We start from the raw sequence: 5,866 nt of genomic DNA, 5'->3' as shown, positions 1-5,866 counted from the left end.
TCGCTCGCAATGACGGCTGCTGCATTCTAAAACTCGATCCCCGGCTGCGCCTTCACGCCGGCGGCGAGGGCCTGCAGCGCCTGCGCCCGGCCGATCTCGCCGCCATCGACGGTGACGGCCGCATTGTTCGACATGTTCTGCGGCTTGAACGGCAGCACTTTCAGGCCGCGTCGCGTTGCAGCGCGGACAAGCCCTGCAACGATCAGCGACTTGCCAACGTCCGAGCCCGCTCCCTGGATCATCAGCGCGCGTGTCATGATAACCGCGTCAGAATTCGACGCCCGCTTGCGCCTTGATGCCGGAACGGAACGGATGTTTTATCAGCGTCATCTCGGTGACCAGGTCGGCGGTGTCGATCAGCTCCTGCTTGGCATTGCGGCCGGTCAGCACGACGTGGGTCAGCGGCGGTTTGGCGCGCCGAAGGAAGTCGATCACCTCGGCAACGTCGAGATAGTCATAGCGCAGCGCGATGTTGATCTCGTCGAGCACGACCATGCGCAGGCGTTCGTCCGCGATCAATTGCTTGGCCTTGTCCCAGCCGGCCCGCGCCGCGGCAATGTCGCGCGCGCGATCCTGCGTTTCCCAGGTAAAGCCTTCGCCCATGGCGTAGAACTGGCAGAGCTCGCCGAAATGCCCCGTCAGCAGCCGCCGCTCGCCGGTGTCCCAGGCACCCTTGATGAACTGCACGACGGCGCAGGGCAGGCCATGCGCGACACAGCGTAGGACCATGCCGAAGGCCGACGAGGATTTCCCCTTGCCCGCGCCGGTGTGGACGATGATGAGACCCTTGTCGCCGGTCTTCTCCGCCATGATGCGGTCGCGCGCGGCCTTCTTCCTGGCCATCTTGGCCGCATGACGCGCGTCCTGATCGACCGTGTTCTCGTTGTCCGTCACATCCTCATCGGAAACCATCGTCGGCACTCCCCGCGGCTTGACAAGTCCGCCACTTGGGCAAATGGTGGGTCAGGCGCTGGTTCCTGTCCTACGACAGGCGAAGAGGGAATGCGAGTGGGCCGAAAGCCTCATGGCTTTGGGTCCGAAAAGCAGCCGCCCCCGCGACCGTGACCGGAGAGATCCTCAAACAGCCACTGACCGACAAGGTCGGGAAGGCGGGGATCGGAGGGGAAACCCTGCTCCGCAAGCCGGGAGACCTGCCAGCGCTTAAAGAAGTGAACCGGCGGACGGGGTGTTCCGCGACGGGGAGCGAATCCTGAACAGGATTCGTGCGCCTCATCGCCTCCCGCCGATTTAGGAAAAGGCGATGACCGTTACGCTTCATGTCTGCATCACCTGTCGCGCGGGGCAAACCCCTGGCGAGGGCGAGACCGCGCCCGGCGCCAGATTGCATGCCGCTATCCTCGAGGTCGGTGCGCCCGACGGCGTGACCATCGTGCCGGTCGAATGCCTTTCCGCCTGCAATCAGGGCTGCTCGGTGGCGCTGAGCGCGCCCGGACGCTGGTCCTATGTCTATGGCCGCATGTCGGAGTCCAATGCGCAAGACATCGTCGCGGGCGCGGCGGCCTATGCGGCGGCGCCCGACGGCATCGTGCCCTGGCGCACGCGCCCCGAAATCTTTCGCAAGCAGTCGCTTGCCCGCATTCCCCCCATCAACATCCTGCCGGAGGCCGCCGAGTGAGCGCGCTTGCAAAGATTCCCGTCACCGTCGTCACCGGCTTTCTCGGTTCCGGCAAGACCACGCTGATCCGCCATCTGATGACGAACGCTGGCGGGCGAAGGCTCGCGGTGCTGGTCAACGAATTCGGCAGCGAAGGCGTGGATGGCGCCATCCTGAAATCCTGCGCGGATGCCAATTGTCCGGAAGAAAACATCGTCGAGCTCGCCAATGGCTGCATCTGCTGCACGGTGGCCGACGACTTCATCCCGACCATCGAGCAGCTTCTGTCGCGGCCTGTGAAGCCCGACCACATTCTGATCGAAACCTCGGGGCTTGCGCTGCCAAAGCCGCTTCTCAAAGCGTTCGACTGGCCTGAGATTCGGTCGCGGATCACGGTCGATGGCGTGATTGCTCTTGCCGATGCGGAAGCCGTCGCGGCCGGCCGTTTCGCGCCCGATCCCGCCGCCGTCGAGGCTCAGCGTGCGGCCGACCAATATCTCGATCACGAGACGCCGCTGTCCGAAGTGTTCGACGACCAGATCTGCTGCGCCGATATCGTGCTGCTGACCAAGGCCGATCTCGCGGGCGAGAAGGGCCTTGCGGCGGCGCGTGCTGCGATCGCGGCCGAAATGCCGCGCACTGTGCCGATGCTGCCGGTGACCGACGGCGCGATCGATCCGCGCGTCATCCTCGGCCTTGCAGCCGCGGCCGAAAATGACCTCGCGGCGCGCCCCTCGCATCACGACGGCGATAACGAGCACGAGCACGACGATTTTGCGTCCGTCGTCGTCGACCTGCCGGAGGTGAGAGACATCGAAGCGATTGTCGCCTCAGTGCAGCGGCTGGCGCGCGAGCAGAACATCTTGCGCGCCAAGGGCTATCTTGCCGTCGCGGGAAAGCCGATGCGGCTCTTGCTGCAATCGGTCGGCGAGCGGGTGCGGCATCAGTTCGACCGGCCGTGGGGGAGCGAGCCAAGGCGGTCGAAGCTCGTCGTGATCGGCGAGCAGGGCGATGTCGACGAACACGCGATCAGGGCGGGACTTGGCATCTGATGCACGTCATCTTTCGCGAGGGTTTTGGCCTGGAAGAGACCGCGACGCCCGTCGATCTCGGTCAGGACCCGGCCGATCTCGTGATGCTGTCGTTCTCCGACAGTGATCTCGCGGCGTTCGCCGTCGGCTGGCGCAGGGGACGTGCCACCCTGCCGTCGCTTCGCCTTGCGAACCTGAGTGCGCTGCGCCGCCCGCTGTCGGTCGATACCTATCTCGAGCGCACGCTGTCGCAGGCCCGCGGCGTGCTGGTGCGGCTGATCGGCGGCGAGGCCTACTGGTCGTACGGACTCGCGGCCGTGCATCAGCTCGCGAAAGCGCGCGGCATCGCGCTCGCGGTGCTGCCGGCCGATGGACGCGACGATCCGCGCCTCGATGCGTTTTCGACCCTGCCGGTCTCGACGCTGGCGCGCCTCAAAATCCTCTGCGACAAGGGCGGCGCGATCGCGGCTCAGGCGGCCATCGCGCAGCTTGCGCTCGCCTCGGGTCTTTATGCCGGACCTGTGATCGGCGAGATCGACGTTCCGGAAATGGGATTCTACGATCCAAGGCTGGGCGCGCTCAAGACGCTGCCGCCGTCGGACGGGCGTCCGCACGTGCTGGTCAGTTTCTATCGCTCCTATCTGACAGCAGCGGATACCGACCCGATCGACGCTCTGATCGCTGCGTTGCGCGAAAGGGGCTTTGATGCCTATGGCGCCTTCGTCACTTCGCTGAAGGCGGCAGGCGTTACGGATTGGCTCAAGGCCGAGTTCGCCGCGCGGCCGCCCGCGTTCATTGTCAATGCGACCGCGTTCTCGGCCATGGGCGACGACGGCACCACGCCGTTCGATACGCCATCCTGCCCGGTGTTCCAGGTCGCGCTATCGACGGCGCGGCGCGCCGATTGGGCGGCTTCCGCGCGCGGCATGTCGGCGGCCGACCTTGCCATGCATGTGGTGCTGCCGGAGGTCGACGGGCGCATCTTTTCGGGTGTCATCAGCTTCAAGCAGGCCGGCGAACGCGATGCCGACTTGCAGTTTTCGCATCTGTCGCATTGCGCCGACGCGGAACGCATCGCGGCCGTGGCCGACCGGATCACCTCGTGGCATCGGCTTGCGGCGACGCCTGCGCGCGACAAACAGCTTGCCATCATCCTGTCGAGCTATCCCGGCAGGCCGCATCAAATCGCCCATGCGGTCGGGCTCGATGCGCTGGCCTCGGTCGACGCCTTGCTCGGAGAACTCACCCGCGCAGGCTACGATATCGAAGCGCGCGGCGCGTCGGCACAGCAGCTCGCGCAGGAGAAATTGGCGGTCAGCGTCGCAGAATACCGGCAGATGCTCGCAACGCTTCCGCCAGAATTGCAACAGAGCCTCGCCGCGGCCTGGGGCGCGCCGGAAGATGATCCGTCGGTGGAAGGTGGCGAATTCCGCTTCGCCGCCTTCCGCTGCGGCAAGACGACCATCGCCGTGCAGCCCGAGCGCGGCGAAGTCGCGCACCGCGATTTCGACTATCACGACCTCTCGCGCACGCCGCGCCATGCCTATGTCGCGTTCTATCTCTGGCTCAGGCGGCAGCGCATCGACGCGCTGATCCACATGGGCGCGCATGGCACGCTGGAATGGTTGCCGGGCAAATCGGTGGCGCTGTCGGCCGCCTGCTGGCCCGAGGCGCTGATCGGCGCCATGCCCGTGATCTATCCCTTCATCGTCAACGATCCCGGCGAAGCGGCGCAGGCCAAGCGGCGCACGGGCGCGGTCACGATCGGCCATCTGCCGCCGCCGCTTGCGGAAGCGGCGCTGCCGGAACGCCTGCTGCGGCTGGAGCAGTTACTCGACGAATATTCGACCGCCGACGGTCTCGATCCGGCGCGGCGCGGCCGCCTGGTTGCCGCGATTCGCGACGAGGCCCGCGCCGCCGGTATAGAGGACGATCTCGGCCTTTCAGCCTCGGCCGCGCCGGCCGAAGCGATCTCGCGCATCGACCGCTTCGTCTGCGACCTCAAGGAAAGCCAGTTCGGCGACGGCCTGCACGTGTTCGGGCGGGGCGCTTGCGGCGATGCGGAGCGCGATGCGCTGCTTGCGGCGCTTGCGGGGCAGCGCGTCGCACCGGGGCCGGCGGGCTCGCCGCACCGCGGGCGCAGCGACGTGCTGCCGACAGGGCGCAATCTGTTCGCAGTCGACCCGCGCAGCGTTCCGACGCGGGCCGCGCATGCGCAGGGCATCCGTCTCGCCGAGGAGCTGTTGCGGCGCTATCTGCAGGATCATGGCGACTGGCCGAAGGGGCTGGTCGTCGATCTCTGGGGATCGGCGACCATGCGCACGGCCGGCGAGGAGTTTGCGATGGCGCTGCATCTTGCCGGCATCGCGCCGCGCTGGGACCATGCCTCGGGCCGCGTCTCCGGCTTCGAGATCCTTACGCCCGCGGAGCTCGCTCGGCCGCGCATCGACATGACCCTGCGCGTGTCCGGCCTGTTCCGTGACATCTTCTCAGGTCTCGCGCAACTGTTCGAGCGGGCGGCAGAGCAACTGGCCAATCGCGACGTCGAGGGCGGCGATAACCCATATCTGCACCGCTCGCCGCGCGTGTTCGCGCCACGCCCCGGCCATTACGGCGTCGGCATGGCACACCTCACAGACGTCTTCACCGACGAGGCGCGCCGCGCGGCCGGCGAGGCCTGGCTCGCAGCCTCCTCCTGGGTGTTCGACTCCGACGGCGACCTCAAGCTCGATCGCGCGGCCATCGAGACGCGGCTCAAGTCCGCGGACGCTTTCGTGCATGTCCAGGATCTGCCGGAGACCGATCTCCTGCTTGCCGCCGACTACCCCGCGCACGAAGCCGGCATCGCCGCTGCGGCCGCGCAACTCGGCGCTGCGCCAAACCTCTATCATCTCGATGCGACGCGGCCGGAGCGGCCGCAGGCGCGCACGCTCAGCGAGGAGATCTCGCGTGTCGTGCGGACACGCGCTACAAATCCCCGCTGGATCGCGGGTATGATACGCCATGGCTTTCGGGGGGCTGCCGAGATCACGGCGACGCTCGAACACATGGCGGCGTTCGCACATCTTGCGGGCGTGGTGCCGGCGCATCTGTTCGATCTCTATTACGATGCGACGCTTGCTGACGACGAGGTGCGCGCCTTCATGGCGCGCGAGAATCCGGCAGCGCTGCTGACGCTGGAAAGCTGTTTTGCGCGGCTGCACGAGGCGGCGCTGTGGAC

Annotated in this window: 4 protein-coding genes, 1 pseudogene and 1 riboswitch; of the genes and pseudogenes, 3 read left to right on the top strand and 2 right to left on the bottom strand. The window is 66.9% G+C overall.

Annotated features, from left to right (window positions below; translation table 11 throughout):
- Positions 1-50: 50 nt before the first annotated feature.
- Both JOZ76_RS32305 and cobO read right to left on the bottom strand, forming a co-directional pair.
- Positions 51-257: pseudogene (locus tag JOZ76_RS32305) on the bottom strand (nucleotide-binding protein); the annotation flags it as partial.
- A gap of 10 nt (positions 258-267) precedes the next feature.
- Complete coding sequence (gene cobO / locus JOZ76_RS32300; RefSeq protein WP_291705446.1) at positions 268-912, bottom strand: cob(I)yrinic acid a,c-diamide adenosyltransferase; 645 nt, start codon at positions 910-912, stop codon at positions 268-270.
- A gap of 42 nt (positions 913-954) precedes the next feature.
- Positions 955-1,173: riboswitch (cobalamin riboswitch) on the top strand.
- Positions 1,174-1,261: 88 nt separating this feature from the next.
- Here cobO and JOZ76_RS32295 point away from each other — a divergent pair.
- The 3 genes from JOZ76_RS32295 to cobN all read left to right on the top strand — a co-directional run.
- Entirely contained in the window at positions 1,262-1,636 is a 375-nt protein-coding gene (locus JOZ76_RS32295) for a DUF1636 domain-containing protein (RefSeq protein ID WP_291705445.1), read from the top strand.
- Positions 1,633-2,667, top strand: a complete 1,035-nt coding sequence (gene cobW / locus JOZ76_RS32290) for a cobalamin biosynthesis protein CobW (RefSeq protein ID WP_291705444.1) — start codon at positions 1,633-1,635, stop codon at positions 2,665-2,667. The genes JOZ76_RS32295 and cobW overlap by 4 nt, the downstream gene beginning before the upstream one ends.
- On the top strand, positions 2,667-5,866 hold a 3,200-nt coding region (cobN, locus tag JOZ76_RS32285), incomplete at its 3' end, for a cobaltochelatase subunit CobN (RefSeq protein WP_291705443.1). The genes cobW and cobN, both read left to right, overlap by 1 nt.

The sequence above is a fragment of the Bradyrhizobium sp. genome (assembly GCF_019244115.1).
In the GTDB taxonomy this organism is placed as follows: Bacteria; Pseudomonadota; Alphaproteobacteria; order Rhizobiales; family Xanthobacteraceae; genus Bradyrhizobium.
This window is presented reverse-complemented; position numbering and strand designations above follow the sequence as displayed.